Annotated in this window: 20 protein-coding genes and 1 pseudogene; 12 read left to right on the top strand and 9 right to left on the bottom strand. The window is 62.7% G+C overall.

Annotated features, from left to right (window positions below; genetic code table 11):
- Positions 1-28 precede the first annotated feature (28 nt).
- Positions 29-1,021 (top strand): tRNA dihydrouridine synthase DusB, encoded by a 993-nt coding sequence (gene dusB / locus ABD819_RS12755; RefSeq protein ID WP_345124929.1) that lies wholly within the window; start codon positions 29-31, stop codon positions 1,019-1,021.
- Between the two features lie 149 nt (positions 1,022-1,170).
- The gene (locus ABD819_RS12760) at positions 1,171-2,379 is read left to right on the top strand and encodes an ATP-binding protein (protein WP_345124931.1); all 1,209 of its coding nucleotides are present in this window, start codon (positions 1,171-1,173) and stop codon (positions 2,377-2,379) included.
- A 179-nt stretch (positions 2,380-2,558) separates the two neighbouring features.
- On the opposite strand, the gene ABD819_RS12765 is transcribed toward ABD819_RS12760, so the two are convergent.
- Genes ABD819_RS12765 through ABD819_RS12775 form a run of 3 tightly spaced genes read right to left on the bottom strand, consistent with a single transcriptional unit; the run spans position 2,559 to position 5,326 of the window.
- Complete coding sequence (locus ABD819_RS12765; RefSeq protein ID WP_345124933.1) at positions 2,559-3,626, bottom strand: lipocalin family protein; 1,068 nt, start codon at positions 3,624-3,626, stop codon at positions 2,559-2,561.
- A 43-nt stretch (positions 3,627-3,669) separates the two neighbouring features.
- On the bottom strand, positions 3,670-4,368 hold the full coding sequence (locus tag ABD819_RS12770) for a carboxypeptidase-like regulatory domain-containing protein (protein WP_345124935.1): 699 nt from the start codon (positions 4,366-4,368) through the stop codon (positions 3,670-3,672).
- 46 nt (positions 4,369-4,414) lie between these two features.
- Positions 4,415-5,326 carry a carboxypeptidase-like regulatory domain-containing protein gene (locus tag ABD819_RS12775; RefSeq protein WP_345124937.1) on the bottom strand — a complete coding sequence of 304 codons (912 nt, stop codon included), beginning with the start codon at positions 5,324-5,326 and terminating at the stop codon, positions 4,415-4,417.
- Positions 5,327-5,440: 114 nt separating this feature from the next.
- Between ABD819_RS12775 and ABD819_RS12780 the strand changes: the two genes are divergently transcribed.
- Both ABD819_RS12780 and ABD819_RS12785 read left to right on the top strand, forming a co-directional pair.
- Positions 5,441-5,947, top strand: coding sequence for a hypothetical protein (locus tag ABD819_RS12780; protein WP_345124938.1), 507 nt, complete (start codon positions 5,441-5,443; stop codon positions 5,945-5,947).
- Positions 5,948-6,031: 84 nt separating this feature from the next.
- Positions 6,032-7,813 carry an amino acid permease gene (locus ABD819_RS12785; protein ID WP_345124940.1) on the top strand — a complete coding sequence of 594 codons (1,782 nt, stop codon included), beginning with the start codon at positions 6,032-6,034 and terminating at the stop codon, positions 7,811-7,813.
- A 241-nt stretch (positions 7,814-8,054) separates the two neighbouring features.
- Here ABD819_RS12785 and ABD819_RS12790 read toward each other — a convergent pair whose 3' ends face one another.
- Both ABD819_RS12790 and ABD819_RS12795 read right to left on the bottom strand, forming a co-directional pair.
- On the bottom strand, positions 8,055-8,726 hold the full coding sequence (locus ABD819_RS12790) for a PDDEXK nuclease domain-containing protein (RefSeq protein WP_425553992.1): 672 nt from the start codon (positions 8,724-8,726) through the stop codon (positions 8,055-8,057).
- Positions 8,718-9,103 (bottom strand): annotated as a pseudogene (locus ABD819_RS12795) (DUF1016 N-terminal domain-containing protein); the annotation flags it as partial. The pseudogene ABD819_RS12795 and the gene ABD819_RS12790, both read right to left, overlap by 9 nt.
- A 95-nt stretch (positions 9,104-9,198) precedes the next feature.
- Here ABD819_RS12795 and ABD819_RS12800 point away from each other — a divergent pair.
- Both ABD819_RS12800 and ABD819_RS12805 read left to right on the top strand, forming a co-directional pair.
- Entirely contained in the window at positions 9,199-9,753 is a 555-nt protein-coding gene (locus ABD819_RS12800) for a hypothetical protein (protein ID WP_345124946.1), read from the top strand.
- Between the two features lie 229 nt (positions 9,754-9,982).
- On the top strand, positions 9,983-10,945 hold the full coding sequence (locus ABD819_RS12805) for a lipid A deacylase LpxR family protein (RefSeq protein ID WP_345124948.1): 963 nt from the start codon (positions 9,983-9,985) through the stop codon (positions 10,943-10,945).
- Positions 10,946-11,118: 173 nt separating this feature from the next.
- Here the strand turns inward: ABD819_RS12805 and ABD819_RS12810 are convergent, their stop codons facing one another.
- Complete coding sequence (locus ABD819_RS12810) at positions 11,119-12,135, bottom strand: DMT family transporter (protein WP_345124950.1); 1,017 nt, start codon at positions 12,133-12,135, stop codon at positions 11,119-11,121.
- Between the two features lie 138 nt (positions 12,136-12,273).
- Here ABD819_RS12810 and hemA point away from each other — a divergent pair, with 138 nt between their 5' ends.
- Positions 12,274-13,545 (top strand): glutamyl-tRNA reductase, encoded by a 1,272-nt coding sequence (gene hemA / locus ABD819_RS12815; RefSeq protein WP_345124952.1) that lies wholly within the window; start codon positions 12,274-12,276, stop codon positions 13,543-13,545.
- 179 nt (positions 13,546-13,724) lie between these two features.
- On the opposite strand, the gene ABD819_RS12820 is transcribed toward hemA, so the two are convergent.
- The 3 genes from ABD819_RS12820 to fdhD form a co-directional block, all read right to left on the bottom strand.
- On the bottom strand, positions 13,725-16,307 hold the full coding sequence (locus tag ABD819_RS12820) for an FdhF/YdeP family oxidoreductase (protein ID WP_345124953.1): 2,583 nt from the start codon (positions 16,305-16,307) through the stop codon (positions 13,725-13,727).
- Positions 16,308-16,471: 164 nt separating this feature from the next.
- Positions 16,472-16,819 carry a DUF7009 family protein gene (locus ABD819_RS12825; protein WP_345124955.1) on the bottom strand — a complete coding sequence of 116 codons (348 nt, stop codon included), beginning with the start codon at positions 16,817-16,819 and terminating at the stop codon, positions 16,472-16,474.
- Between the two features lie 75 nt (positions 16,820-16,894).
- Positions 16,895-17,800, bottom strand: coding sequence for a formate dehydrogenase accessory sulfurtransferase FdhD (gene fdhD / locus ABD819_RS12830; RefSeq protein ID WP_345124957.1), 906 nt, complete (start codon positions 17,798-17,800; stop codon positions 16,895-16,897).
- A 255-nt stretch (positions 17,801-18,055) separates the two neighbouring features.
- Between fdhD and ABD819_RS12835 the strand changes: the two genes are divergently transcribed.
- The 5 genes from ABD819_RS12835 to ABD819_RS12855 all read left to right on the top strand — a co-directional run bounded on the left by ABD819_RS12835 (position 18,056) and on the right by ABD819_RS12855 (position 25,498).
- Positions 18,056-18,670, top strand: coding sequence for an RNA polymerase sigma factor (locus tag ABD819_RS12835; RefSeq protein ID WP_345124958.1), 615 nt, complete (start codon positions 18,056-18,058; stop codon positions 18,668-18,670).
- 134 nt (positions 18,671-18,804) lie between these two features.
- Positions 18,805-19,830 (top strand): FecR family protein, encoded by a 1,026-nt coding sequence (locus ABD819_RS12840; RefSeq protein ID WP_345124960.1) that lies wholly within the window; start codon positions 18,805-18,807, stop codon positions 19,828-19,830.
- A 59-nt stretch (positions 19,831-19,889) separates the two neighbouring features.
- Positions 19,890-23,021 carry a TonB-dependent receptor domain-containing protein gene (locus ABD819_RS12845; RefSeq protein WP_345124963.1) on the top strand — a complete coding sequence of 1,044 codons (3,132 nt, stop codon included), beginning with the start codon at positions 19,890-19,892 and terminating at the stop codon, positions 23,019-23,021.
- Between the two features lie 224 nt (positions 23,022-23,245).
- Positions 23,246-24,154 (top strand): AEC family transporter, encoded by a 909-nt coding sequence (locus ABD819_RS12850; RefSeq protein WP_345124964.1) that lies wholly within the window; start codon positions 23,246-23,248, stop codon positions 24,152-24,154.
- 27 nt (positions 24,155-24,181) lie between these two features.
- Positions 24,182-25,498: a cation:dicarboxylate symporter family transporter gene (locus ABD819_RS12855; protein WP_345125070.1), complete on the top strand. Its 1,317-nt coding sequence runs from the start codon at positions 24,182-24,184 to the stop codon at positions 25,496-25,498.
- The last annotated feature ends 33 nt before the right edge of the window (positions 25,499-25,531 follow it).

A 25,531-nucleotide genomic window follows, 5' to 3' on the forward strand; every position in this document is an offset into this window, starting at 1 on the left:
GTTCCATTCGTTAAAATCCGTTAAATCTGTGGTCAACATCGGTCCCAACATCCAGCTTCCCGACTTCCCGCTCCTGCTCGCGCCCATGGAAGACGTGAGCGACCCGCCCTTCCGCGCCGTGTGCAAGGCCCACGGGGCCGACCTGATGTACACCGAGTTTATCTCCTCGGAAGGCCTGATTCGGGCCGCCGCCAAAAGCCGGAAGAAGCTGGATATCTTCGATTACGAGCGGCCCATCGGCATTCAGCTCTTCGGCTCCGACGTGGACACGATGGGCGAGTGCGCGGCCATCAGCACCGAGGCCGGGCCCGATTTGATTGACATCAACTATGGCTGCCCGGTGAAGCAGGTGGCCTGCCGGGGCGCGGGCGCGGCCCTGCTCCAGGACATCCCCAAAATGGTGCTCATGACCGCCGCCGTGATACGCCACACCCACCTGCCCGTGACCGTGAAAACTCGCCTGGGCTGGGACGAGGGCACCAAAAACGTGGAAGAAGTGGCCGAGCGCCTGCAGGACGTGGGCATTGCGGCCCTCACCGTGCACGGCCGCACCCGCGCCCAGCTCTACAAGGGCGATGCCGACTGGCGGCTCATCGCCAAAATCAAGGACAACCCGCGCATCAAAATCCCGATTTTCGGCAACGGCGACATCACCTCGCCCGAAAAAGCCCTCGAATACAAAACCCGCTACGGCGTGGACGGCGTGATGATTGGCCGGGCCAGCATCGGCTACCCCTGGATTTTCCGGGAGGTGAAGCACTACGTGGCCACCGGCCAGTTGCTGGCCCCGCCCACGCTGGAAGAGCGGGTGGCCGCCTGCCAGATGCACTTCGACCGCAGCATCGAGTGGAAAGGCCCGAAAGTGGGCATCTTCGAGATGCGCCGCCACTACGCCCACTATTTCCGGGGTCTGGAAGGCGCTAAAGCCTGGCGTACCAGCCTGGTGAATGCCGAAACCCCGGCCGACGTGCTGGAAATTTTGCAGGAAATTGCGGCTAGCGAGGCGGTGCTGGTGGGCTAAGATTTTTATCCGGGACGGCAGGGTACAACAGAACGTCATGCTGAGCTTGCCGAAGCATCTCTACCGGGGAAGTAATTATTTACTACTGCAGTAGAGATGCTTCGGCAAGCTCAGCATGACGTTCTCATTTTTTCTACAACAACGCGTTAATGTCTCCGATTTACGACCAAAAATCCCGCATAAAATTTCTGGTAGCGGCGCTGGCCCTGCTCATTGGCGCGGCCACTGTCATCTATACCAACTGGCTGGTGCAGCGCGTATCGGCCCGCGAGCAGCAGCAGATTCAGCTCTACGCCAAGGCCCAGGAGTTCATCATCAACTCGGAATCGGATTCGAATACGTTGTTCGTTTTCAATGAGATAATTGATGCGAATGCCACGATTCCGGTTATTCTCAGCAGCGATGGCAAGGATGTTATCGGCGCTAAAAACATCACCATGCCGGCCCACCTCTCCCCCGCCGATTCGGTGACGCTGCTGGGCAGCGAATTGCTGCTCATGCGGCAGCAGCACCCGCCCATTGTGGTGAAGCTGGGAGCCGGGCAGGTGAACTATATTTTCTACCGCGACTCGCAGCTGCTGCAGCAGCTGCGCACCTACCCGCTGGTGCAGGTGGTGGTGATTGGCTGCCTTGGCATTATTGCCTATTTCGCGTTCAGCGCCTCGCGCCGGGCCGAACAAAACCGCGTGTGGGTGGGCCTGGCCAAGGAAACCGCCCACCAGCTGGGCACGCCGCTCAGCAGCCTGGTGGGCTGGCAAAACTACCTGCGCGACTCCGACCGGTTCAAGGATGAGCCCATCGTGGAGGAGCTGGGCAAGGATATTCGACGCCTCGAAATCATTACCGAGCGGTTCAGCAACATCGGCTCGGTGCCCGTGCTGAAGGACGAAAACCTGTACCACACCACCCGCAACGCTATCGAGTACCTGCAAAGCCGGGTATCGAAAAAGGTAATTTTCACCATTGAAACCGACCTGCCGTTCGACACGCCCGCCCGCATCAACGTGCCGCTGTTCGACTGGGTCATCGAAAACATCTGCAAAAACGCCGTGGATGCCATGGAAGGCCGCGGCTCCATCACGCTGCACCTGCGGCGGGTGCGCACGCGCCGCACCTGGTACCGGCGCGGGGCCCCGCCCCGGCAGGTAGCCGTCGACATTACCGACACGGGCAAGGGCATTCCCAAAAACAAGCTCGATAGGGTATTCATGCCCGGTTTCACCACCAAGAGGCGCGGCTGGGGCCTGGGCCTGGCCCTGGCCAAGCGCATCATCGAGAACTACCACGAAGGCAAGCTCTTCGTGAAATGGAGCGAAATGGGCCGCGGCACCACGTTCCGCGTAGTGCTGAATCAGTAGCCGGTTCTGTCATTGCGAGGCCGCAGGCCGTGGCAATCCGTCCTATCAAAGCCAGACACTTTACTTAAAGCGAGAAGCCTCGGAACTGCGCAGTTCCGGGGCTTGTCACGTTTCAGGGCTGGTCGTGTTGAGAGGACGGATTGCTTCGTCGTGCCTCCTCGCAATGACAGCGTTGCCCTTTACCGGTTCGTAATTTCCACGTAGGCGTTACCGGTAACGGGCTGGCCGTGGTGGGTGCCGGTTACGCGGCACATGCCTTCCCAGTAGTTCAGCTTCAGCACTTTGAACAGGCGCAGGTTCAGCTCCTGATTGGGGATTAGCGGGGTCACGGTGAGGTCGTAGCCTTTGCCGGGTACGGTGAGGTGCCAGGTGGCAGGGTATTTCTTTTTCGAGGTGGGGCTGGTCCAGTACGTGAGGGGCTCCAGCTTAAAGTCGGTTTCGGCGAGGTGCAGGTTTTCGCCCTTGGCTCCAAAGTGCGAGCCGCCGCCGATGTGCTGGCTGGTTTTAGTATTGTGTACGGTGTAGACCATCAGCTCCTCGCGGGTCTGGTCGATTTGCAGGCTGAGCCAGTCCCAGGCCACGTTTTTCTTATTTACGCCGCCGCAGTTCCACTGCCGGTCATACCACAGCTCGCCGGTTACCTGGTGGGTTTCGCCGGCTACTTCGATGGTTCCCGTGGCGGCCAGGCGCGGGTAGGAATAGTAGCCCGCCTGGGCTACGGGGCCATATTGCTCGTAGCCGGTGCCGCCGTGCAGCAGCACGGGCTTGGCCGGCGTGGTGCTGAGGCTGATGGCCTGGCCGGCCTTATTCGGCCCGGTGGCCACCATGCGGGCCTGCAGCTGGTAGCGGCCTTCCTGGCCGGTGAGGGTCCAGGTTTGGTCGGCTTTCGCCTGGCTCAGGTTGATGGGGAGCGTGGCGGTGAGCGGCGCGGCGGTTTTGCCCAGCTGGTAGTCGTAGCGAAACTGCTGGGTCTGCGGGTCGCTCAGGGCGAAGTTCACCATCTGGTAATCCTGCTTGCCGTTGGGGTTGAAGTGGAAGAAAACGTATTCCACGCCGAAAGTCTGGCCGGTGGTCACGTCCTTGAGGTGGCCGGTGAAATACCACCACTCCAGCGAGTTTTTGGGATGCGGGGCTTCTTCGAGCGGCAGCTGGGCCACGCCGGGAAACAGGTCGTGCTTGGTAGTGGGCTTGAGGGGAATGCAGGCAGTAGCCAGCAGGCAAACGAGGGCAATACGCAAAACTTTCATACTCTGGGAAAAGGCTTTCCGGGGCAGAAAAGTTTAGCGGCGGCTACTTCACTGGTGGGGTCACGGGTGGCTCGGGCATCCGCATCTTGCCCATAATCTGGCCCCGGTTGGGCACCGACTCCAGGCGCACTACCAACGGCGTGGGCCGGGGCGTGGCGCGGACGTCAAGTTTCACCGTCTGCTCCTGAAAGTCGAAGGGGCTGCCCACAAACTTCAGCGCCACCTTGCCGCCCACGATGGGCCCCCAGCCGGGAGCCATCACCAATTCAAACCGCCCCTCGGCATCCGTGACGGTGCCAAACTGGGTGTCGTTGATAAAAACGCTGACCTGCGGCACGGCCGTTTTGCTGGCCCCGTCCAGCACCTGGCCCCGGATGATTATCTGCTGCGACTCGGCAGCAGCCGGGCCAGATGCGGCCGCCGTGGCCTGCGCGGGCAGCTGCTGGGGCGGGTTGGTGGTGCAAGAGGTAACGGGGTGCCAACCCAGCAGCGCCAGCCCGGCCAGCAACCACTGCCGCCAGCGAGTGGCGCCAGCCGGCACTACCTGGCTGGCATTGGCCAGCACGCACACCGGCCGCCCCCCGCGCCGCGCCAGAAACGCCAGTACCTCGGCCTCGCTGAGACGGGTGAAGTCCACGACTTCGGTTTGGCAGACCCCGCAGTGGCGGCCGTCGGCGGTGGGGCGCATGGCGGCCCAGGGTTGGGCGCAGGGAGTCGGAATGGAAATCGAGGGAGTAGCCATGCACCTAAGGTATCGGTTTTGGAGAAAGCGAGGGGTTGCCCGGGTTTCAGCCGCGTTGGAAGGGGCGCGTAAGCCAGTATTTCCCCCAGTAGTAGAAGCGGCGCGGGTACCAGGGAGCGGGCGGCAATTTGCTGGGTGGCAACCGGCAAACCACAACTTCGCCCAACATGCCCTTCACATCAGCTTGAAGCTGAAACCTGTGCTCCTCCCCCGCGGCTTTGGTTACGAGCTGTCGCTCCTGCGTCACATAGCCCACCGACGATACCGTGATGCTAACGCCCGCCGCTTCTGCCAGCTGCGGGGGAATAGCCAACTCGAACGTGCCGTCGGCGCGGGTGCTGGTTCCGATGGTGGTGCCTTTGAGCAGGACCGTGACGCCCGGAAGTGCCTCGTTGTTGGAGAAATCGGTAATAACGCCGCGCAGCACCAGCGGCAAGGCTACCGTCGGTTTCATTATCTGACTGCTAACCATTCCCATCGTAATTAACCTGTGCGCTGTTTCTGGCCGCCCAATGGTGACCGGTGGCTTTTGTATCTGCAAGGGCAGGAGGTCGGGCGTGGCCGGAGTTTCGACTGCCTTGGCGGGCACAGCGGGTACGGGGCCGCCCCAGTAGCGAGTGCGCCATTCGGCGGGAGCCTGCGCGTGGGTTGCCACACCATTGCTTTCCCGCAGTCCCCACACCGCCACGGCGGCCGCCAGCCAGGCCCGCCACCGCGTGGGGGCAGCCAGGGCGGCGCGCTGCAACGGCCGCTCCAGCTGCCCCGCCGCGAAGCGCCCGCAGGTGCGGCCACTCACGGCTCCGGCCAGGAAGGCCAGAATTTCGGCGTCGGTTTTCAGGGTGAAATCCACCACGGTTTTCTCGCAGGCGGCGCAGTGGCGGCCGGCAACAGTAGGAGTCATCGCGGCCCAGCTTTGGTGGCAGGGCTGCGGAATAGTGAGCGAAACAGGTTGGCGCATGAGCTGGCGGGCAATGAATTCATGCTGTTGATGCCAGCCCATCCAGGAATGCACACTTCACGCGGCAAAACCTCGTAACTTGAATAGCATTTCCACCGCTTAAGCCCTTCCCACATGAAAATTATTATTCAACTGGCGCTGCTGATGTTGCCCTTGCTGACCCAGGCCCAGGTACTCAGCACGGGCGGCGTGGGGCTGGAATTTCCGGCTCCGGCCGCGCCCCGGCAGGGGCATTTCCTGGCGGGAGCCTACGTGTCGGGCAGCTACGCGCCGGTGCTGGCGACGGGCGCGGTGGGCTACTCCGTGCAGCCCTACCTGCGCTACGTGCTGGGCACCGGCGAGCGGGCCCGGGCCTTCGTGCAATACAACCTCTCGCCCTACTTGGTGCAGGCCTATGGCAGCGCGGCCCCGCTGGCCGGGCCGGGAGCCGAGGGCCGGTTTGCCAACCCATTGTTTGCCCCGCTGCCGTTACGTGGGCCGGCGGGCTACGGCTACAATACCTACAGCAGCGGCTTGGGCAGCCTGTCGGTAGGGGTGCCGGTGCGGGTGGGCGGCGGCTCGATGATGGTGCACGTGGGCGGCAGTTTAGTGAGCGGGCTGCTCGGCGGCCCCCTGCGCTAGCGGGGGCGGCGGCGAAGGCGATTTGGGCCGCAACCCGCGCCGGGGCATTATCTTTTCGCCCCCAAACCCGCTTCCCACTCCTGCATGAGTTCCGAAAAGTCCCTGTTTCGCCGCAAAACCATCGCGGCCATCCTGCAAAATCCCCCGGCCGACCACGAAGGCCACTCCTCCCCCGGCGGCCTCGAGCGCCACCTCACCGTACGCGACCTCACGGCGCTGGGCATCGCGGCCATCATCGGGGCCGGTATCTTCAGCACCATCGGCAAGGCCAGTTTAGATGGCGGGCCGGCCGTGTCGCTGCTGTTCGTTTTCACGGCCATTGCCTGCGCGTTTTCGGCGCTGTGCTACGCGCAGTTTGCGGCTACAATCCCGGTTAGCGGCTCGGCTTACACTTACGCTTACGCCTCGTTTGGCGAGCTCACGGCCTGGATTATCGGCTGGGCGTTGATAATGGAATACGCGGTGGGCAACATCGTGGTGGCCATTTCCTGGTCCGATTACTTCACCGGGCTTATGGATGGCATTGGCGTCCACATCCCACTCTGGCTCACGATGGGCACGCAGACTGGCCATGCGGGTTACGAGGCCGTGATGACCCTGATGCAGGCCGGCCGGCCGCTGGCTGAGGCCACGCCCGCCCAGCTCGAAGGCTACAAGGCCTGGACCACGGCCCCGGAGCTGTTCAACGGCTTCCACCTGGTTATCGACCTGCCGGCTTTCGCCATCACCGTAGCCATCACGGCGCTGGTCTACATCGGCATCAAGGAAAGCAAAAACGCTTCTAACCTGCTGGTTTTATTGAAGTTGATTATCGTTTTCATCGTCATCGCGGTGGGCGCGTTCTACGTGCAGCCGGCCAACTGGACGCCCTTCGCCCCCAACGGCGTGGGCGGCGTGCTCAAGGGCGTGTCGGCGGTATTCTTCGCCTACATCGGCTTCGATGCCATCTCGACCACCGCCGAGGAGTGCAAGAACCCGCAGCGCGACCTGCCCAAGGCCATGATGTACGCCCTCATCATCTGCACGGTGCTGTATGTGATTATCACGCTGGTGCTTACGGGCATGGTGCCCTACACCAAGCTCGGGGTGGGCGACCCGCTCTCGTTCGTGTTTGCCGAGGTGGGCCTGCCCAAGCTTTCGGGCCTGGTGGCGGTGAGCGCCGTGTTTGCCATGGCCTCGGTGCTGTTGGTGTTTCAGCTGGGCCAGCCGCGCATCTGGCTCACCATGAGCCGTGACGGCCTGCTGCCCAAGATTTTTTCGCGTATTCACCCGCGCTTTCACACGCCGTCGTTCGCTACCATCGTCACGGGCTTTTTCGTGGCGGTGCCGGCGCTCATTCTCAACATGGATTTGGTGGTTGATTTGACCAGCATCGGCACGCTGTTCGCGTTTGCGCTGGTGTGTGGCGGCATCCTCATCATCGACCCTTATGGCCGTTCCGAGGCCCGCTTCAAGGTGCCTTACATCAACGGACAGTGGCTGGTGCCGCTGATTCTGGCGGTGGGCGCGTTCCTCGTCGTGCGCTACAACCCGGCCGGTAACCAGGAATTCCTGCTCGACGTGAGCGGCCAACGCGGCTGGCTGCAAACCGAGGCCGTGGGCGGCCACATCACCGGCGGCTTCGCCCACCAGATTCCGACGCTGGTGTTCTTCCTGTTCTGCATCGGCCTGTCGGTGCTGTCCTTCCGCAAGAAATTCTCGCTGCTGCCGGTGCTCGGCCTGCTCATCAACCTGTACCTGATGACGCAGCTCGGCATCAGCAACTGGACGCTGTTCTTCGTGTGGCTGCTCATTGGCCTGGCCGTGTATTTCGGGTATGGCTACAAGAACTCGAAGCTGGGCCAGGATAAGGTGCTGGTAGCGTGAGCTGAGTTGGTTTCGAGTAATTGAAAAAGCCTGGGCTGCGTGAGCGACTCAGGCTTTTTCAATTTTGGCAGAACGGTTACTTATCATTTAAGTTGTTAGTCATTAAGTTGTTATTCATTAGTTATCAGTTGTTGGTAGGATGACAATTGCCTGACTGACAACTAACAACTGACAACCCGTTTACTTTTGAACGACTGCTTAGTGAATTTTCCGGTGCGGTAAGCTTGCTTCAGGACAGCTTTTAGCGCGGCCCCACCGCCGGCCCCTGCAAGGCGGCGGTCACGGCATCGAGCCGCCGCACCAGCTCTTCGTTGCTGGGGAAGAAGGGGCGCAGCTCGGCGGGCAGCGTATCGGTGAGGGTGTAGGTGGCTACGCCGATGGGCTTGTTCACGTCGCGCAGCGCGAACTCGACCACCGTACGCTGCTTGCTTTGGCAGATGATGATGCCGATGCTGGGCTGCTCGTGCGACTTTTTCACCTTGTCGTTTAGCAGGGAGAGGTAGAAGTTCATCTTGCCCGCGTATTCGGGTCGGAACTCGGTTATTTTCAATTCGACGGCCACGAGGCATTGCAGTTCGCGGTGAAAGAGGAGCAAGTCCACGAAGTACTCCTGGTCTTCCAGCTCCAGCCGATACTGGTTGCCGATGAAGGTGAAGTCGCCGCCCATCTCAATCAGAAAGCGGCGCACATTGCCCAGCAGGGCCTGCTCCAGCTCGTATTCGGAATGCTCGGCCGCCAGGCCCAGGAAGCCGAACGTGTACTCGTCTCGGAGGGCCAGCACGGCGGCGGGCAGCTGCGGTGCCGGCAGGGTATCGGTGAAATTGCTTTGGGCCAACACCGTGCTTTCGTAAGCACGGGCCTTGAGCTGCTGGGCCAGCACGGACTTGGTCCAGTTGTGGCGACGGGTTTGCACCGTATAGAACAGCCGCTCATGCGCGTCTTTACACTTGCTCATGATGAGCAGGTGCTTGGCCCAGCTGATTTCTGCAACCAGTGGTTGCAGAATTTCATTGGTGCTGTACTCCAATAAAAATCACGCATATACCAGAGGTTCCGCGATGAAAACCCGCTCATCCCCACAAACTCCGTTTGCAGGTCGCGGGCCAGGGTTTCCACAATACTTTTACCCCAGCCGTGTTGCTGCTGGCGCTCGGCGATGAGGCGGCCCAGGTCCCAGTAGAGCTGCATTTGCTGCTGGTTTACCTGCTGCAAGGCCCGGTATTGGGCTTCGCGCACGCGCTGCTTGATGTCGGTGAGCAGATGGTGGTAGTCGGTCGGGGCTAGGTTCATGGCCCCAAGATAGGGGCAAAGGTTTCGCGCAGGCGCTTGGCCTTTGCAGACAATATCAGTACTTGCGGCAAGTACATTCTCCCCATCTCCCGCGCATGAATCCCGGCACCACCTCCTTCCTCACCCTACGCCTGCACGGCACCATCCCCGCCGCCACCAGCCGCGAGCTGAAAGCCGCGCTGCACCAGGCTCAAGAGGCCGGCACCGACCACCACCGCGCCCAAAAGCAGTTTTTCGCCCGGTTCGATGCCGTGCTCGACCGCGCCCCCATCGGCCCGAACTACTTCGAGAACGAGAAAATAGCCGAGGTGCTGGCCGGCGAAATCATGATGCTGGAGGAAACCGGCTTCACCATCCACGGCTTCGCCATTCTGCCCAATCACGCCCACGTCGTGCTGCATTTGCCGGCCAGCAGCAACCTGTCCTTCGCCAAAGCCCTCGACCTGCTGCACCTGCGCACGGGTGCCAATTGCCGCCGTCTGGTGCGCCCCAAGCTCCCGCCCGAAGCCGAGTTCTGGCAGGTGGGCTGGTTTAATTACGAAGTGCGGGACGAGGCCGAACTGACGCGGGTGCTGGCCTACGTGCGCGGCAATGCCCGCCAGGCCGGCCTGGCCGGGCGGTTTCAGGCGTGGCCTTACGTAAACGAGTAACGGCCGTTAAGCAGCAGAGTGTAGCGCGGACTTTGTAGTCCGCGAGTCTGCGCCGTTACAACCCTGAATGGAGCAGACTCGCGGACTACAAAGTCCGCGCTACACCCCCGGCGTTGCTTGAACGAAGACACTGCGTAACGTCAGTTAGTAACGGCATAATTGCCACCCTCAAACCAAGAAGCCGCCACCACCACGTATATCCCGGCCGGGGCCGCAGCTCCGGCTACCTATGCGCCCATTATTTCTTCTGTTTCTAACGCTGTCGGGCTTTGGCAGCCATGCGGCCCCCGTGCCGGCCGATACGCTGCACCCCATCGGGCCCGACCGGCTGCTGAGCTACACGTACGCGAACGACCTGTTTTTTCGCACCGATTACTACTTCACCCAGGGCATGACCCTCACGCTGGTGCATCCGGCGCTGGCCCGCCTGCCGGTGCGCCACCTGCTGCTTGGCGGCCCGCGCGGCAGCACGCAGTATTATGGTATTCGGCTGCGTTACGACGGGTTTACGCCCCTGCGCATTCAGGACCCGTTCGTCCGGGTCGGCGACCGGCCGTATGCGGCGTACGGCTACGCGTCTTTCTTCCGCATCAGCAGCCAGCCGGCCCGGCACCAGCGGCTGACTACGGCGCTGGAGCTGGGCTTTATCGGCCCGGCCGCGGGCGGCAAGGAGCTGCAAACCGCCATCCACCGCGTCACGGGCAACGCCGAGCCCCGGGGCTGGGACTTCCAGATTCGCAACGCCCCCATCGTAGGTTACCGCGTGGCTTTCGACAAACAGCTGGCCGCCGCTCCGGGTCACATTGAGTTGTTGGGAACCACCGAAGCGTCGCTGAGCACGCTTTATACCTATGCCAGCACCAGCCTGCGCCTGCGAGCGGGGCAGTTTAATCCTTATTTCAACAGCCTGAGCTCGACGGGTCCCAGTGGCTGGCAGGTGTACGGCCAGGCCTCTTTAGAAGGCCGCCTCATTGGCTACGATGCCACGCTGCAAGGCGGCGTTTTCACCAATAACGACCCTTACACGCTGACCGCCGGCACCCTGCGCCGGACGGTACTGCGCAGCTCTGGCAGCGTGGTGCTGACGCACGAGCAGCTGAGTTTCGAGGCCACCGCAACCTGGACATCGCCGGAGTTCACAGGCGGCCGTTCGCACCGTTGGGGGCTGTTGGGCGTGACGATGGGGTTTTAGGCAACTGCCGTTACGCAGTGCCTTCGTTCAAGCGACGCTGGGGTGTAGCGCGGACTTTGTAGTCCGCGAGTGGAACCGTTGAACTCGCGGACTACAAAGTCCGCGCTACACCCCAGCGTAACGGCAGTTAGGTAATTATCATCATGCAGCACTATTCTGCATCTCTGCCTCGGTCATTTAGCCCGGTGAATAATCAGCACGCCGGCCAGAATAACCCCCATACCGAGCAAATGCCAGAGGTTGAAGGCCTCGCCATCGAGCGCGCCCCAGGCCAGGGCCACAACGGGAATGAGGTAGGTACTAGATGAGGCGAATAGGGCCGTGGATTGCTGAATCAGCTTGTTGAACAGCACCATGGCCACCGCCGTGCTCATGGTAGCCAGCAGTGCGATGTAGCCAAACGCCGTCCACGCGCCCGGCACCGTGGCCAGCTTGTGCAGAAACCCCGTGCCCAGCAGCAGATAGGCCAGCGCCGGCCCACCGATGAGCAGCAATAGCACGGCCGTCACGGCCATGGGCGTCATGCCCCCCAGTTTGTGCTTGATGACGTTCACGCTCACGCCGTAGCCGATGGTGGCAATCAGGATATAAATCCCGTACCAGGCATTGCCCTCGCCGGTCGGCGTATCGGTGCCGCCGCTGCCGCCGAGCAGCAGCATCACCACCGTGCCCACCAGGCCCAGCGCAATGCCCAACACCCGCAGGCCCGTGAGCCGCTGCCCAAACAGCAGCGCGCCCACCAACAGCGTAAAAACCGCCGTGAGGGCATTGAGCACGCCCGCCAGCCCCGAGGCCAGCTTGGTTTCGGCGTAGGCAAACAGGAAAGCCGGAATCAGCGTGCCCACCACTCCGCTCAGGCCCAGCCACTTGAAGCGGCTGCGCTCCACGCTGCCCACGTGGCGCAGGGCAAACGGCAGCAGCAGCAGCGCCGCCACGCTCACGCGGGTAGCGCCCAGCTCCAGGGCCGAAAACACCAGCAGTCCCTTTTTCATCAGAATAAACGACGTGCCCCAGATGGCCGCCAGCGCCAGCAGCAGCATCCAGGCCACGGGCGAGGTAACGCCGGGGCCGGCCGCGCCCGCCGGGGCCGGAGCCGCCGTTTCGCTCGTATTTCCGGCCTCCCCCGAAGCAACCGCGGCCGACCTGGAATCGAGTGAAGAATGGGCAACGGATGGGTTTGTAGGCAGCATGGTGCAAAGGTACGAGACCCCGCACGGCGACTAATAGGATAAATGTGGGGCCACCCGAACCGGAGTACCGGCTGGGCTGTTTCATTCTTGCCGATTCCTGCCGTAATTTTGTAGTCCGGTTTCGTGCCGATTCTATTTATGTCGCATCCGTTCAAGGCCGTCAGCCTCTCCTTTAAGAAAGCTCCGCTCGATATCCGGGAGCTGCTTTCGCTGGATGAGGCCGCTTGCCGCCGCTTCCTGCACACGCTGCACCACGATTTGGGTCTGTCCGACCTGCTCGTGCTGAGTACCTGCAACCGCACCGAGGTATACTACGCCGCCGAGGACGACCGCAGCCGCGAAATCATCCTCGCCCTCGGCGACCTCAAAAGCCGCCCCGACGTGGGCCAGTTCCTCCCCTATTTCGACCTGCTGCCCGAGGCTGACGCCGCCGTGCAGCACCTCTTCGAAGTAGCGATGGGCCTCGACGCCCAGGTGGTGGGCGACCTGCAAATCAGCAATCAGGTAAAGATGGCCTACCAGTGGGCCGCCGATGCCGACGCCGCCGGCCCTTTCCTGCACCGCCTCATGCACACGGTGTTTTTCACCAACAAGCGCGTGCAGACCGAAACCAGCTTCCGCGACGGGGCCGCCTCCATAAGCTACGCCGCCCTGGAACTGGTCGAAGAGCTGACCGCCGACGTGGCGAACCCGCGCGTGCTGGTAGTGGGCCTGGGCGAAATCGGAGCCGACGTGTGCCGCCACCTGGCCGCCAGCAAGGCCTTCAGCGACATCACCATCTGCAACCGCACCCGCGCCAAGGCCGAGGCCCTGGCCGAAGAGTGCGGCATGCGCATCGTCGATTTCGAAGACCTGGTGCCCGCGCTCAAGGAGGCTGATGTCATTATCTCGTCCATCAACCGCGCCGAGCCCTTTTTCACCCGTGAGCTGGTGCAGAACCTCGACGTGCTCAGCTTCAAGTTCTTCGTCGACCTAAGCGTGCCCCGCAGCATTGCCACCGAAGTGGAGCAGGTACCGGGCGTGCTGGTCTACAACATCGACGCCATCCAGAGCAAGGCCTCGGCCGCCCTACAAACCCGACTCGCGGCCGTACCGCAGGTGCGGGCCATCATCGCCGAAAGCACCGCCAGCCTCAGCGACTGGGCCAAAGAAATGATGGTGTCGCCCCTCATCCAGAAGATGAAGGCCAACCTCGAAACCCTGCGTCAGGAAGAGCTCGACCGCTACCAGAAACGCGCCACCCCCGCCGAAAGCAAGCTCCTCGACGAAGCCACCCGCTCGCTGATGCAAAAGATTCTCAAGCAGCACGTGCTGCACCTGAAATCGGCCTGCAAGCGCGACGAGGCCGATAAATTAGTAGCCATGCTGGGCGAGATGTTCGATTTGGAGAAGACGGGGGAAACGGTTTAAGGCCGGTCTGTCATTGCGAGGAGGCACGACGAAGCAATCCGTCCTGTAAAAGCGACAACCCTAATTATGTGACAAGCCCCGATACTGCGCAGTACCGGGGCTTGTCGCTTAAATAAGTAAGTGGTTTTTACAGGACGGATTGCCGCGGCCTCCGGCCTCGCAATGACAAACGGCGCGGTTTACGCCAGCATTTTCTCGCGCTGCTTAATGCGCTTGTCGTTGTTTACGGCCGTGGGCACCACCGTCACCACCACGTACTTGGAAGTGGGCGTATTGCTCACTTTGGCCACGCTGGTGATGGGCACCAGTGGGTTGGCCTCCGGAAAATAGGCCGAAACGTTGCCCTTGGGGATGTCGTAGGGCACGGCCACGAACTTCTCCACGGTGCGCTCCTCACCCTGGAAGTGGCTGGTGATATCGATGAGGTCCTTGGCTTTGAGGCCGCGGGCGGCCATGTCGGCGGGGTTCATGAACAGCACGCGGCGCTCGTTGTGGATGCCCCGGTACCGGTCGTTGTACTCGTAGATGGTGGTGTTGAACTGGTCGTGCGAGCGTACCGTCATCATGATGAGCTGGTCGGGCTCGATGGTGTACTTGTCGAGGGTGGTGGTGCTGAAGTTGGCCTTGCCGTTTTCAGTGGTGAACTTGCGCTCGCGGGGGCCGTTGGGCAGGTAGAAGCCGCCCGGCTGCCGCAGATTCTCGTTGAACTTCTCGAAACCCGGAATCACGCGCGAGATGTGGTCGCGGATGACATCGTAGTTCTCCGTCATGGCCACCCAGTCGGTGGTGGTTTTATCGCCGAGCGTGGCAATGGCGATGCCGCTGATGATGGCTACTTCGCTCAGCATTTCGCCGGCAAGCGGCACCAGAATACCCTTGTTCTGGCTCACCACGCCCATCGAGTTTTCGCAGGACGTCATCTGGTGGCCGGACTTCTGCATGTCGATATCGACGTGCGTGAAGCAGGGCAGCAGCAGGCTGGTTTTGCCGGTCACGAGGTGGCCGCGGTTGAGCTTGGTGCCCACGAATACCGTCAGGTTCTGCTTGCGCATGCCTTCGGCGATGAACTCGGTATCGGGGCCGGCGGCGAGCAGGTTGCCGCCGAGGCTGAAGTACACCTTGGTTTTGCCGGCGTTCATCATCTTGAGGCTCTCCACCACGTCGAAGCCGTCTTTGCGGGGCGGCGAGAATTTGAACTCCTTTTGCAGCGCGTCCAGGAAGTTCGTGTGCATCCGCTCCCAGATGCCCATCGTGCGGTCGCCCTGCACGTTGGAGTGGCCGCGCACCGGGCAGGTGCCCGCGCCGGGCTTGCCGATGGCGCCTTTCATCAGGTGCAGGTTCACGATTTCCTGAATCGTTTCCACGCCCTTGCGCTGCTGCGTCACGCCCATGGCCCAGCAGGTGATGATTTTCTGCTTGCGGGCGATGATGTTGGCCGCTTCGAGGAGCTGGGCACGGCTGATGCCGCTGATTTCCTCGATTGCTTCCCAGCTGGTGTTGCGAATATTCTGCTCGAACGACTCGAAGCCGGTGGTGAACTCGGCGATGAAGGGCCGGTCCACGACCTGGCCGGGGTTGGCATCTTCGGCTTCAAACAAGTGCTTCATGATGCCGCGCAGCAGGGCCATGTCACCATCCACGCGCACCTGCAGGTAGAGGTCGGTAATCTGGGTGCCGTCGCCCAGGAGCGCGCCCAGCGCCCGCAGCGGATTCATGAAGTCCTGGGGGTTTTTGAAGTGGTTCAGGCCCGCCTCAATCAGCGGGTTGATGCTGATGATTTTGGCCCCGTTGCGCTTGGCCATTTGCAGGGCCGAGAGCATGCGCGGGTGGTTGGTGCCCGGGTTCTGACCGATGATGAGGATGACCTCGGCCTCGTGAATATCGTTGAGCGTAACCGACCCTTTGCCCAGTCCTAACGTTGGACTCAACGCCGAGCCGCTGCTCTCGTGGCACATATTGGAGCAGTCGGGCAGGTTGTTGGTGCCAAACTCACGCACGAACAACTGGAACAGGAAGGCCGGCTCATTGGGCACCTTGCCCGAGGTGTAGAACACGGCCTCGTCGGGCGAGTCCAGGGCGTTCAGCTCTTTGGCAATGAGGTCGAAGGCATCGGGCCAGGCAATGGGCGAGTAGTGGTTGTCGCCGGGCCGCTTCACCATCGGGTGCGTGAGGCGGCCGGCGTTGTTCTGGTCGCGGTCGGTCATGCGCGAGAGCTCGGCCAGGCTGTGCCGGGCAAAAAACTCGGGGCCGGCGGCCTTGTCGTCGGCATCCGAAGCGGTGGCTTTAGCCCCATTTTCGCAGAATTCGGCTACTGAGCGGTGCTCGTCGGGGTCGGGCCAGGCGCAGCTCGAGCAGTCGAAGCCATTCTTCTGATTTAGCCCCAGCAGGGCTCTCGAACCACGCCCCACGCCGCCCTCCGTCCAACTGAACTGCATGGACTTGAGCACGGCCGTAACCCCGGCCGCCACTTTCTGGCGGCCTTCGAGCCGAAGCCCGGTGAGGGCTTCGGGCGGCTGGGCCAGGATGGGGTGCAGGTACTTGGCCTCCGAAGTGGGCGGGGCCGGAATGTGCTCGTGGGCGGGCGGCGCGCCGGCGCTGACCTCGTGGCCAGCCTTGGTGGGGTGGTCGGCGGCCGGAATTTCGTAATCCGCTACCGGGGCCGTGCCCTGGTCGGGGCGCTCGCCGCTTTTGGGGGCCAGGCTGGCTTTCTGCTGATGGGTCTGGCCAGCTTTGCTAGGGTCGGAAATCGGGGAATCTTCCATAGAAATCATCGAAACAGAGAGGTGGGAGTGTATAAATAGATAATTACAAGCGAACTACACACTAAGCAGTCATTCAAAAGTAAACGGGTTATCAGTTGCCCGTTGTTAGTTGTCAGTCAGGCGATTATCGGCATACTAACAACTGTCAGCTAATGACTGACAACTTAATGGCGGCAGTCGAAGTCCTTCTCGACCAGAATTCTAAGGTGCTGATTTTCAGCCAATGGCAGGGTATGCGAAAAGCCGTTCTGGTCGGTTTCCACCCAGGTTTTTGCCAGGGCAAAGGGAACCCGCACGGTGATGGCTCCGGGCTCGTAGTGCACCTGCACGGGCTCCTCATTGGGTAAAGTCTCGGCCAGCTCCGAGCCGCGCTCCAAGGCATAGGTGAGGCGCTGCTCGGGGTTGAGGCCGAAGTGCACGGCGGCCTCGACTCGCCCCGTGCTGGCAAATTCGTGCATTTCAGCGTTGGAAAGGCGCAGGCGCAGGGTGTCGTCTTCGATTCGGAGCTTCATGGGGTAGGAATTGGAACCTAAAGTTAAACGTAAGGTGGGGTGGTCCGTTGCCGCAGCTATAGCAGTTGAGCAACATTATGCTAAAGAGGCTTCTACCACGCCCTGCGTCGTTGCGTCACTCAGCCGCCAGCCGTGGCTATAGATGTTGAACCGCTCGTTCCGCACGAAGCCCAGCACCGTCATGCCAAAGCTTTCGGCGGCCTGCACGGCGAGGCTGCTGGGGGCCCCCACGGCCGCCAAAACCCCAATGCCCGCGGCGGCGGCCTTCTGCACCAGCTCGAAGCTGGCCCGGCCACTCACCAACAAAACATGCTGATGCAGCGGCAGCCAGCCCGCCAGCAGCGCCGCCCCGATAACCTTATCCAGCGCGTTGTGGCGGCCCACGTCTTCGCGCAGCAGCAGCAATTCTCCCTCGGGTGAAAATAGCGCCGCCGCGTGCTGCCCCCCGGTTTGCTCGAAGCCGGCCTGGGCCGCGCGCAGGCGCTCGGGCAGCTGGTGCACCACGTCGTAGCGCAACCGCGGGCCAGCGGCCGGCAGCACCGGGCAACTGGCGGTTCGCACGGCATCGATACTGGTTTTGCCGCACACGCCGCAGCTGGAGCTGGTGTAGAAATGCCGCTCCATGGCCGCGAAATCGACGGTTACGTGCCGGGCCAGCTCGGCGCGCACCACGTTGCCGGCTTCTTCGGCCTTCTTCACGTCGGGGCAGGGAATGATGCCCAGCAGGTCGATTTTGCCTTGGATAATGCCTTCGGTGAGCAGGAAGCCGGCGGCCAGCTCCTCGTCATTACCGGGCGTACGCATAGTCACAGACAGCGTGCGGTGCAGGCGTTGGCCATCGATTTCGTAGCCCACCCGAATTTCGAGCGGCTCCTCGGCGGCCAGTTGGTCGGAGGCCGGCACGGGCGGGCCGCTGCCACTCACCTTTTGAATGGTGGCGAATTCGTAGCTGGCGGCGGGGAGAAGAATGGCGGGGTTCATCAAAACAAAACAGTAAACGAGGGAAGGCCAATGCAGGATGCGCCGCCCAGCACGGGATTTTCGAAACGGCGGCGGGCATCCGGCTAAAACTATATATTGCAGCAGGTGGTTTCACCCGCGCTATCTGGGGCTTTACGCGGCCTGCTCACCTCCTTTCCGGGCTTACCTTTTTCAACCGGATTTCTTCCCGTTTCTTTCCACAATCGATTCCGGTGTTTCATCCTTTATCAACGCTTCCCTAACTCCTTGGTTCCAATGAAAGTGGTCTCCTTATCGACCCGGCATTCGGTTGCTCCGGTGGCGACCAGCGAGGAAGCCGCACTGCTGCGTGCCCTGGCCCGCGACGATGAGCAGGCTTTTGCGGAAATATACCAGCGCTATTGGGACGAGCTGCATGCGCACGCCTGCCGCAAGCTCGACTGCCCCCACGAGGCCGAAGAAGTTGTGCAGGACCTTTTTGTGGCCCTCTGGAACAAGCGCCACTCGGCTCCCCTCATTCAGCAGCTCAACGCCTACCTTTTTACGGCACTCAAGTACCGGGTGATTGACTGCCTCCGGGCGCAGGCCGTGCGTCAGGCCCACGCGGCGGCCCCGCCCACCCACGCCGCCGACTGCGGCACCGAGGAAACCGTGGCCGTGGCCGACCTGGCCGCGGCGCTGGCCGCCAGCCTGCGCCGCATGCCCAACCATGCCCGCGCCGTCTTTCAGCTCAGCCGCCTGGAGCACCGCACCGTGCCCGAAATCGCGGCGCACCTGCACGTATCGCCCAAAACCGTAGAGTACCACCTGGCCCGCTCGTTGCGGCTGCTGCGCGGCTGCCTGCGCGAGTTCATGGTCAGCGTGCTGCTGCTGGCCATGCTGAATGCCTGATGGCAGCCAGGAAGGGGCACCTATTACCCCCAATCCACTTGTATAGCCGCGCAAAAAAGTTTTCGCGGCCCCGCTAGGGTGCCGGGGGGTGTTGGCCGACTTGTAAGCAGACCGCCTTTCCCGGACTGCTCCGCATGAAGCCCTCCCACCTTGCCGACTTACTAAAGCGCTACCTCCAGGATAGCACCATTGAGGGGGAAACCTGGACGGTAGACCAGTGGTACGAGGCACGCGACATGCCCCGCCCGACGCCGCCCACGCCCGCCGAGCAGGCCGCTGCCAAGGCCCGCGCCTGGCAGCGCATTCAGGCCCGCACCCGGCCCCGGCCGGTGGCCTGGCGGCGGCCGGCGGTGCGCTGGGCGGCCGCCGCGCTGCTGGTGCTGGGCCTGAGCCTGGCGTGGCTGGGCGTGCCGCACCGGCCGGCTGCCGGACTAGCCAGGCACCCAACGGCCACCACGGCCGAGCAATTAACCGTGACGGCCGAAGCCGGTGGCTGGCAGCGCAGCACCAACCAAACGGGTCATGCCCTGCTCCTGGCCCTGGCCGACGGCAGCACCGTGACCCTGCAGCCCGGAAGCTGGCTGCGCTACCCGGCGCGGTTCGCGCCGGGCCATGAGCGGGTGGTAGAACTGAGCGGTGAGGCCTTCTTCGCCGTGTTTCATGATGCCCGCCGGCGCTTCCGGGTGCTCACGCCCCAGCTCGAAACGACGGTGCTGGGCACCAGCTTCACGGTGCGGGCCGTGCCGGGGCAGGCCGAAGCCACGGTGGAGGTGCGCACGGGCGCCGTGCGCGTATGTCCCAGCACGGCCTCGCCGGCGGTGGGAGCGGCCGTGGTAGTGCGACCCAATCAGCAGGTGGTGTACTCGGTGGCCGCGCCCGTGCTGCGGCCGGTGCTAGTGGCCGAGCCGGCCCTGCTGCGGCCTCAGCCGCTGAGCTTCGAGGAGCGGCCGGTGGCTGAGGTGCTCGCCTCGCTGGAGGCCGGCTACGGCGTGCCCATTCGCTACACCGGGGCGGCGCTGGCGGGCTGCACCGTGAGCCTGGCCTTTGGCACTGAAAACTTATTCGAGAAGCTCGACTTACTCTGTAAAACCTTGGGTGCCACCTACGAGCGCACCGACGAGGCCATCATTTTCCGCAGCCGCGGCTGCCAGAGCGAGTAGCGCTGCTGGCCGTTTCGGCTTGCCATATTTCCCAAATTCCCACCATTTACTCGTTCGTTATGATGCACACATACCCGTTTTGCCGCGCTGCCGCCCGGTTGATTTTTGTGGCTCTGCTCACGGCCTGGCAGCCGGGGCTGGTAGGGGCCGCGGCCCTGCCCGCACCCGGGCCTGCCACCGAAGACGTACTCGCCTGCCACGTGACGCTGCAGGCCCAGGCCCAGACCGTCAAAGCCGTGCTGGCTTCCATTGAAAGCCAGGTGCACATCCGCTTTCTCTACAGCCAGCAGCTCATTGGGGCCGAGCGCCGGGTGAGCGTGGCGGCCGTGGATGAGCCCCTGAGCGACGTGCTGCAAACCCTGCTGAGCCCGCTGCGCATTGGCTACGAGGTGGTGAGCAGCGGCATTGTGCTGGCGCCTTCAGCGGCGGCGGTGCCCATTCCGGTGTCGGGGCGGGTGGTGGACGAGCAGGGCGCGGGCATGGCCGGCGTAACGGTGCTGGAGCAAAACACCACCAACGGCACGGGCACCGACAACGACGGCCGCTTCAGCCTGAAGGTGCAGCCGGGCGCCACCCTGGTGGTATCGGCCGTGGGCTACAAGACCCAGCTGCTCGTTGTGGGCGAGCGCACGAGTTTCGACGTGCGCATGGCGCCCAGCGCCACCGACCTGGGCGACGTGACAGTGGTGGGCTCGCGCGGCCTGCCCCGCACCGACGTGGAGCGGCCTTCGCCGGTTGACGTGCTCAATGCCAAAGAGCTGCAGCTGACCGGCCAGACCGATTTGGGCCAGCAGGTGCAGTTCAATTCCCCGTCCTTCAACTCGGCCAAAACCGGCGTGAACGGCGTGGCCAACTACGCCGACCCGGCCAGCCTGCGCGGCCTCTCGCCCGACCAGGTGCTGGTGCTGGTAGACGGCAAGCGCCGCCACCAGTTTTCGGCCCTGAACCTGAACGTGACCGTGGGCTCCGGCACCGTGGTGACGGATTTGAACGCCATTCCGGCGCTGGCCATCGAGCGGATTGAGGTGCTGCGCGACGGCGCGGCGGCCCAGTACGGCTCCGATGCCATTGCGGGCGTGATTAACCTGGGGCTGAACAAGAGCACCGGCGTAGCCACCGTGCGCACCCAGTACGGCATCACGCAGGAAGGCGACGGCGCGCAGTACCTGGCCGGGGCCAACTACGGCGTGAAGCTGGGCAAAACCACCCCCGGCTACCTCAATGTCACGCTGCAATACCAGCGTCAGGAGCAGTCCAACCGTAGCGACAATTACGTGGGCGGGATTTACACGCCGTTTCCGGCATTGCCGGGCGTGCCCACAGCCACTCAGATTGCGAACGAAAACACCAGGCGCACCGAGCGGGGCAACCTCTACCCGCAGGTGGGGCAGCCCTTCAAAGTGGGCGTATACGGCAGCAACAAGGCCGACATCTACCAGGGCTTCTATAACCTGAGCGTGCCCCTCGACGCGAGCGGCTGGTCGGTGTATAGCTTCGGAGGCTACTCGCGCAAAGATATCCTGGCCTACGGCTTCTTCCGCAACGCCCAGCCCGCCAACGTGAACTACAGCCCCCGGCAGCCCGACGGCTACCTGCCCGAGTTGCCCGGCCGCAGCGATGACTACTCGGTAGTGGTGGGCGTGAACCGCAAGCTGGCCGGCGGCTGGAACCTCGATTTCAGCTACGGCTACGGCTATAATTACCTCGACCTATTCGCCAATAAAACGGCTAATCCGTCGATGGGAGCCGCTTCGCCCACCGATTTTTACGTGGGCCGCAGCACTTTCGGTCAAACGACCAACGAATTGAACTTGTCGCGTAATTTCACGGGACTTTTCGGCACCAAATCCTTCAACCTGGCTTTTGGTACGCAGGTGCGCACCGACCAGTTTATCCTGGAGAAAGGCAGCCCCGAATCGTATTTTGTGGGCCCACTGGCTGGGTCGGCACCCGCCATCCCGGCCACGCCCACCTCGCCCGCCGTGCCCGCCCGCACGGCCAAGGCCACTGGTTCGAGCGGCCGGCCGGGCATCGCGCCCGACGACGAAACGAACGCAACCCGCTCTAACGTGGGCGTGTACGTGGACGTGGAAAGCGACATCACTGAGCGCCTGCTGCTGACCACCGCCCTGCGCTACGAAAACTATTCGGACTTCGGCTCTAACCTGTCGGGCAAATTTGCCGGCCGCTTCAAGGTGACGGAGGGGGTGGCGCTGCGCGGCTCCGTCAACCGGGGTTTCCGGGCGCCGTCGCTGCAGCAAATCTTTAACAGCGTGACGACCTCGACGGTACAGGCCAGTGAAATTGTCCAGACCAAGCAGCTGCGCAACAACGACGCTCGGCTGGCCCCCCTGGGCGTGGCCGCCCCCAAAGCCGAAACCTCCTGGAACTACAGCCTGGGCGTGGCCGCCAAGCTCAGCGACAACCTGCTGCTCACCCTTGATGCCTACCAGATTGACATCACCGACCGCATCATCAACAGCGAGCGCATTATCAAAGGCACCGCCCCCGGCGGCATTCGGGCGCTGCAAACCCCGGCCTTCGCCAATGTCAACGAAATCCGCTTCTTCACCAACGCCATCGACACCCGCACCCGCGGCATCGATTTGGTGACGACCTACAAGACCGACTTCAACGAGCGCAGCCGCCTGAGCATGAGCCTGGCCCTGACCTTCAACGAAACCAAAATCTCGCGCTTCGGCGACACGCCGGCCGCCCTGCAGGCCGGCACCACCAACCGCATCCTGCTGATTGACACGGTGAGCATCGGGCTGATTGAGCGGGCCCAGCCGCGCCAGAAAATCCTGCTCTCGGCCACCTACACCTACGGCAAGTTCAGCCTCACGCCCCGCGCCACGTACTTCGGCTCGGTAACGGCCTACGAGAAGCCGGCCAACATCGCCGCAGTGGCTGCCACGCCCACGACACCCGCCGTCCCCGGCCGCTACGTGAAGCACATCAGCCAGGAGTTTGGCGGCAAAACCATCTTTGACCTGGCCTTGGTGTACGCCCCGGCCCGGGTTGTTTCGATAACGCTGGGAGCCAACAACTTCACCAACGTGTATCCCGACAAGGTGGACGCCACCCGCTTCCTCAGCTACTCAAACGGCGAGATTCCCTACACCCGCAACGCGGCCCAGTTTGGCTTCAACGGCGCGTATTACTACACCAACGTGACGCTGACGTTTTAAGGGTAGGAGGGTAAGAGGGTGGGAGGGTAAGAGGGTGGGAGGGTAGGAGGGTAAAAGGGCCAGACTTTGTCTTTCTGCTTTTTCCTCCTACCCTCCTACCCCCCCATACCCTCCTACCCTCCTACCCCCCCATACCCTCCTACCCCCATACCCCCATACCCTCCTACCCCCATACCCTCCTACCCTCCTACCCACCCACCCTACTACCCTCTGAAAACCGCCTGATGACCAACCTGCTGCTGCTGCTTGCGTGCCTGGGCCTGGGGGCAGCGTTGCGTCGGTGGCGGCTGGTGCCCGCGGGGGCGCACAACGTGCTCAATCAGCTGCTGGTGACGGTATTTCTGCCGGCCCTTACGTTTCTGCATCTGGCCGAGGCGCGGCTCGACCAGCGCTTTTTGCTGCCTATGCTCATGCCGTGGCTGATTTTTGGGGCCGGATGGGTATTTTTCACCGTGGTGGGGCGGCGGCTGGCGCTGCCCCGCGGCACGGTGGGAGCCCTGATTCTGACGGGCGGCATCAGCAGCATTTCGTTCGTCGGCTTTCCCATTTTTGAGCTGCTGTATGGCAAAGCCGGGCTGGAAATGGGCATTGTGATGAGCCTGGCCGGCTCGATACTGATAAGCGTTACGCTGGGCGTGGTGGTGGGCTCGTGGTACGGCGCGGGCGAGCCCTCCTGGCGAACCATGGCCACCAACATGGTCCGGTTTCCGCCTTTTCTGGCCTTCGTGCTGGCGGGGCTGGCCCACGCGGCCGGCTACCACCACCCGGCCCTGGTGCGCGGCGTACTCGAAAAGCTCAGCGCCCCGTTTCCGGTCATCGCCCTGCTCTCGGTAGGCCTGCAAATGCAGCTGACCGTGCCCCGGGCCCAAACCCGGCTGCTCGGCCTGGGGCTGGCCTACAAGCTGGTATTGGCCCCGCTGCTGGTGTGGGCGGTGTACCGCGGCCTGGCCCAGCAACACGGCCCGGCCGTGAATCTGTGCGTACTTGGGGCCGCCATTGGTCCGATGAACACGGCTGCCGTCGTGGCCGACCGCTACGGCCTCGACCCACCCCTGGCCGCCCAGATGGTCGGCCTGGGCATTCCGCTTTCGCTGCCGCTGCTGGCCCTGCTGGGCTGGTGGCTCACGAGTTAATAATCCCTCCACCCCGCCGTCATGAACTTGAAAAAAATCACCCATAACCTTACCCTGTGGGTGCTGCTGGCCATTGTGGCCGGGGCGCTGCTGGGCCACTTCCGGCCCGCCACCGCCGTGCAGATGGAACCGCTGGGCAAGCAGTTTATCAATGTGGTGAAGCTGTTTATCAACCCCATTATTTTCCTCACCATCACGCTCGGCATCAGCACGATGGGGGATTTGAAGAAGGTGGGGCGCATTGGCGGCAAGGCGCTGCTGTATTTTGAAGTGGTGACCACGCTGGCGCTGCTGATTGGGGTGGCGGTGGCGGCGGTGGTGCGGCCCGGCGATGGCGTGGCCGTGGGCAAGCTCAGCACTGATAAAGTGGGCGAGTTCACCAAGCGGGCAGGCGAGTTTTCGTGGGGCCATTTCCTGGCCGACAACCTCACGCTGCAGGTGCTCATCGTGGCCATTGTGCTGGGCATTGTGCTCAGCAAGTACGCGGGCCGCAAGCCTATCATTCACTTTCTGAAGGAAGCCTCGAAGTACGTGTTCCGGGGCTTGCACTGGGTGATGCTGCTGGCGCCCATCGGGGCGTTTGGCGGCATGGCTTTCACCATTGGCAAGTACGGCATCGCCACGCTGCTGCCGCTGGGCAAGCTCATGGTGACGGTGTATCTGACGATGGCCGTATTCGTCTTTTTGATTCTGGGCAGCATCCTGCGCTACTGCAACATCGGGATGTGGTCGTTTCTCAAGTACATCAAGGCCGAGCTGCTGATTGTGCTGGGCACTTCCTCTTCCGAAGCCGGCCTGCCCGGCCTCATGGAAAAGCTGGAGCGCATGGGCTGCGCCCAGCCGGTGGTAGGGCTGGTGGTACCCACGGGCTATTCGTTTAACCTCGACGGCACGACTATTTACCTTTCGCTCTCGACGCTGTTTTTGGCCCAGGTGTTTCACATCGAATTATCCGGAGCCCAGATTTTAACGATGATGGGCATTCTTATGGTGACCAGCAAGGGGGCGGCCGGGGTGGCGGGCAGCGGCTTTGTGGTGCTGGCCAGCACCCTCACGGCCATGAAGGTGATTCCGGTAGAAGGTTTGGCCCTGCTGCTGGGTGTCGACCGGTTTATGTCGGAAGCCCGCTCCATCACCAACTTCATCGGCAATGGCGTGGCCACCATCTTCCTGGCCCACAACGAGGGTGCCCTCGACCACGAGCAGGCCGTGGAGGCGCTGGGCAAGCGCATGAAGCCGCTGCGTTTCCGCAAAGACTACACCAGCGGCGAGTACCTGGGCCAGGTAGCCGAACAGGCCAGCGAAACGGCCCGCCTGCTGGAGAACAAACGACAAACACCTTAAGAACAACCGCCGATTATGTCCGAGCAGGAAAAG

The organism is Hymenobacter antarcticus (assembly GCF_039539545.1).
Classification (GTDB): domain Bacteria; phylum Bacteroidota; class Bacteroidia; order Cytophagales; family Hymenobacteraceae; genus Hymenobacter; species Hymenobacter antarcticus.

Bases quoted from the DNA above. Each gene is read 5' to 3' on its own strand.
- ABD819_RS12850 (WP_345124964.1), top strand. From the start codon at position 23,246: ATGACCAACCTGCTGCTGCTGCTTGCGTGCCTGGGCCTGGGGGCAGCG.
- ABD819_RS12835 (WP_345124958.1), top strand. From the start codon at position 18,056: ATGAAAGTGGTCTCCTTATCGACCCGGCATTCGGTTGCTCCGGTGGCG.
- ABD819_RS12775 (WP_345124937.1), bottom strand. From the start codon at position 5,326: ATGCGCCAACCTGTTTCGCTCACTATTCCGCAGCCCTGCCACCAAAGC.
- ABD819_RS12800 (WP_345124946.1), top strand. From the start codon at position 9,199: ATGAATCCCGGCACCACCTCCTTCCTCACCCTACGCCTGCACGGCACC.
- ABD819_RS12805 (WP_345124948.1), top strand. From the start codon at position 9,983: ATGCGCCCATTATTTCTTCTGTTTCTAACGCTGTCGGGCTTTGGCAGC.
- fdhD (WP_345124957.1), bottom strand. From the start codon at position 17,800: ATGAACCCCGCCATTCTTCTCCCCGCCGCCAGCTACGAATTCGCCACC.
- ABD819_RS12765 (WP_345124933.1), bottom strand. From the start codon at position 3,626: ATGAAAGTTTTGCGTATTGCCCTCGTTTGCCTGCTGGCTACTGCCTGC.
- ABD819_RS12760 (WP_345124931.1), top strand. From the start codon at position 1,171: ATGTCTCCGATTTACGACCAAAAATCCCGCATAAAATTTCTGGTAGCG.
- hemA (WP_345124952.1), top strand. From the start codon at position 12,274: ATGTCGCATCCGTTCAAGGCCGTCAGCCTCTCCTTTAAGAAAGCTCCG.
- ABD819_RS12785 (WP_345124940.1), top strand. From the start codon at position 6,032: ATGAGTTCCGAAAAGTCCCTGTTTCGCCGCAAAACCATCGCGGCCATC.
- ABD819_RS12845 (WP_345124963.1), top strand. From the start codon at position 19,890: ATGATGCACACATACCCGTTTTGCCGCGCTGCCGCCCGGTTGATTTTT.
- ABD819_RS12820 (WP_345124953.1), bottom strand. From the start codon at position 16,307: ATGGAAGATTCCCCGATTTCCGACCCTAGCAAAGCTGGCCAGACCCAT.
- ABD819_RS12780 (WP_345124938.1), top strand. From the start codon at position 5,441: ATGAAAATTATTATTCAACTGGCGCTGCTGATGTTGCCCTTGCTGACC.
- ABD819_RS12770 (WP_345124935.1), bottom strand. From the start codon at position 4,368: ATGGCTACTCCCTCGATTTCCATTCCGACTCCCTGCGCCCAACCCTGG.
- ABD819_RS12810 (WP_345124950.1), bottom strand. From the start codon at position 12,135: ATGCTGCCTACAAACCCATCCGTTGCCCATTCTTCACTCGATTCCAGG.
- ABD819_RS12825 (WP_345124955.1), bottom strand. From the start codon at position 16,819: ATGAAGCTCCGAATCGAAGACGACACCCTGCGCCTGCGCCTTTCCAAC.
- ABD819_RS12840 (WP_345124960.1), top strand. From the start codon at position 18,805: ATGAAGCCCTCCCACCTTGCCGACTTACTAAAGCGCTACCTCCAGGAT.